This is a genomic window from Vibrio sp. 10N.222.46.A1 (assembly GCF_041473595.1).
Classification (GTDB): domain Bacteria; phylum Pseudomonadota; class Gammaproteobacteria; order Enterobacterales; family Vibrionaceae; genus Vibrio; species Vibrio tasmaniensis_A.
The window spans coordinates 1-2944 of record NZ_JBFRSN010000879.1; the positions used below are offsets into that span (position 1 = coordinate 1).

Annotated in this window: 2 protein-coding genes; both read right to left on the reverse strand. The window is 43.4% G+C overall.

From position 1 onward, the window contains the following. Positions 1 to 321: 321 nt before the first annotated feature. Positions 322 to 1098 carry a phosphoadenylyl-sulfate reductase gene (locus AB4496_RS21435; RefSeq protein ID WP_009847908.1) on the reverse strand — a complete coding sequence of 259 codons (777 nt, stop codon included), beginning with the start codon at positions 1096 to 1098 and terminating at the stop codon, positions 322 to 324. Further along, positions 1091 to 2818: an assimilatory sulfite reductase (NADPH) hemoprotein subunit gene (gene cysI, locus AB4496_RS21440; RefSeq protein ID WP_009847907.1), complete on the reverse strand. Its 1728-nt coding sequence runs from the start codon at positions 2816 to 2818 to the stop codon at positions 1091 to 1093. Before cysI ends, AB4496_RS21435 begins: the two co-directional genes overlap by 8 nt. Positions 2819 to 2944 lie beyond the last annotated feature (126 nt).

The window sequence follows — 2944 nt, forward strand, 5'->3', positions numbered from 1 at the left end:
AATTAATTTCTACTTTCTAAAAGTAGAAGCGAATTATCGCTTAAAGCTAGTTGCCTTACTAACATTCTTCGCTGAAGCCTTGTGGCGTCTACCGTGTCAGTGAGGCGGCATTATAGAGATGTTCCTCACATTGGCAAGTGTTTATTACCGAAAATTGCAAAAATAACGATTAGATGATGGATAAACACCCAAAGCCTTATTTATGCAAGTTTAACTACAAAGTACCTACATAATAACCACAGACTTATCCACAATCGCTTTAATTTTATCCCCTAGAAACTAAAAAGCTGCCTTGAGGCAGCTTTTTAAATGGCAATGAGTCTAAATCCCAGAGCCATATTGCTCTCCATCGTCTTCATGGAGGCCACATTCTCGTTTCAGACCATTGAAACGGGTTTCTTCTTCAGTCATACCCGGTTCCCATTTCTTAGTTGTATGAGTATCTCCGACAGAAAGGTACCCCTGCTCACGAAGTGGGTGGTAACTAAGGCTATGCTCTTCCAAGTAATAGTGAACATCTTTATTTGTCCAATCTATTACTGGCAAGAACTTAAACACACCATTTTGGATAGATAAGATCGGCAAGTTTGCGCGCGATTGAGATTGCTCTCTTCGCAACCCTGAAAACCAAGTGCCAGCCTCTAGTTCATCCAGCGCTCTTCTCATCGGTTCAACTTTATTAAGTTTGTTGTACTTCTCTATCCCTTCTATACCTTGATCCCAAAGTTTGCCATATTGCGCTTCTTGCCAATTAGAGCTCTGTTGTGCGCGAAAGACTTGAAGGTTTAGAGTCAACTTCTGACTTAACTCATCTATAAAGCGATACGTTTCTGGGAATAGGTACCCGGTGTCTGTCAGAATAACTGGAATATCGGGTTTGGCTTGAGTCACTAAGTGCAGCATCAATGCTGCTTGGATTCCGAAACTAGAAGACACCACATGTGTTCCTTCTAAGTTTTCTAGAGCCCACTTCACTCTTTCTAATGCAGTTAGCTGCTCTAACTCAGCATTAATTTGTCCAAGATGAAGTATCTGCTCCGTCTTAGTCAATGCGAGTAGCTCTGCTAACTTCAATTTTGAAGCGACAGAATTATGCATGCAGATCCCTCTTTGAAATGATCACCTCTTCGATGATGCCAGCTCGGATTGTAAAATCACCGAACCCTTCATTGTCGTTACGTTCCGTAGCCCAACGTCCCACCAGCGAATCAATCTCTTCTAAGATCTGAGCTGAAGTGATGTTCTCTTTATACATCTTCGGGATACGAGTTCCGGCTTTGTTGCCACCTAAGTGCATGTTGTAACGCCCCGGCGCCTTACCGACTAAACCCAACTCAGCCAACATTGCACGACCACAGCCGTTTGGACAACCCGTGATGCGAAGGATGATGTTATCTTCTTCTGGTAATCCGTGTTTCTTCAGAATGTCTTCAACATCCGTTACAAACTCAGGAAGAAAACGTTCGGCTTCTGCCATTGCTAACGGACATGTTGGGAATGCCACACACGCCATTGAGTTCTTGCGCTGTTCTGAAACGGCATCATCCATCAGACCGTATTGACGTGCCAGCTTTTCAATTTGTGCCTTTTGGCTCTTAGGTACACCTGCAACAATGAGATTTTGGTTCGCTGTCATGCGGAAATCACCTTTGTGGATCTTCGCTATTTCAGCAACACCTGTTTTCAGCGCTTTACCCGGAAAATCAAGTAAACGACCATTTTCGATGAATAACGCTAAGTGGTGCTTACCATCAATACCTTCCGCCCAACCGATACGGTCGCCACGGCCAGTAAACTCATAAGGACGGCTTTCAGAAAACTCAACGCCTGCACGTTTTTCTACTTCTGCTTTAAATACATCAATACCAACACGGTCTAGTGTGTATTTGGTTTTAGCATTCTTACGGTTCGAACGGTTGCCCCAGTCACGTTGTGTCGTCACAACAGCTGCCGCTACATCTAACGTTTTTTCTAATGGCACAAAACCAAAGTCGTCAGCTTTACGTGCATAAGTAGAAGTATCGCCGTGCGTCATTGCAAGACCACCGCCCACTAATACGTTAAAGCCCACCAGCTTTCCGTCTTTAGCAATCGCAATAAAGTTAAGATCGTTAGCATGAACATCTACGTCATTTTGCGGAGGAATTACAACCGTCGTTTTGAACTTACGTGGTAAGTAGTTACTACCTAAGATAGGTTCTTCATCTGTTGTTGCGAGCTTTTCACCATCTAACCAGATCTCAGCATAAGCACGAGTTTTAGGTAATAGGTGTTCACTGATCTTTTTCGCCCACTCATAAGCTTCTTGGTGTAGCTCGGACTCAACCGGGTTCGTGGTACACAAAACATTTCGGTTTACATCACCCGCAGTAGCGATCGAATCAATACCAATACTGTTTAGTGTTTGGTGCATTAACTTAATGTTCGGCTTCAACACACCATGGAACTGAAAGGTTTGACGTGTTGTTAGACGAATTGAACCATAAGAGGTGCTTTCATCTGCGAATTTATCAATCGCGAGCCACTGCTTAGGAGTGATGATGCCGCCTGGCATACGCGCACGTAGCATTACATTATGTAAAGGTTCTAATTTTTGCTTGGTACGTTCGTTACGAATATCACGGTCATCTTGTTGATACATACCGTGGAAACGGATCAGTTGAAAGTTATCTGCGGTAAAACCACCAGTGATACGATCTTGAAGATCTTGTTCAATCGTACCGCGAAGGTTTTTACTTTCACGCTTCAGACGTTCATTGTCAGCCAAAGGTCCCAGTACTTGACCTAGCACTTCTTGCTCTATTACTTGCTTGCTCATTAGTACACATCCCTTTGGTAACGTTTCGCTTTACGTAAATCATTAATATATTGTTCAGCTTGTTCGCGGCTCTGATTGCCATGTTTTTCCGCTATCGTAACTAACGCTTCATGGACATCTTTTGCC

What these genes read in the sequence shown, in the direction of transcription:
- cysI (WP_009847907.1), bottom strand. Translation starts at nt 2,818, where the DNA reads ATGAGCAAGCAAGTAATAGAGCAAGAAGTGCTAGGTCAAGTACTGGGA.
- AB4496_RS21435 (WP_009847908.1), bottom strand. Translation starts at nt 1,098, where the DNA reads ATGCATAATTCTGTCGCTTCAAAATTGAAGTTAGCAGAGCTACTCGCA.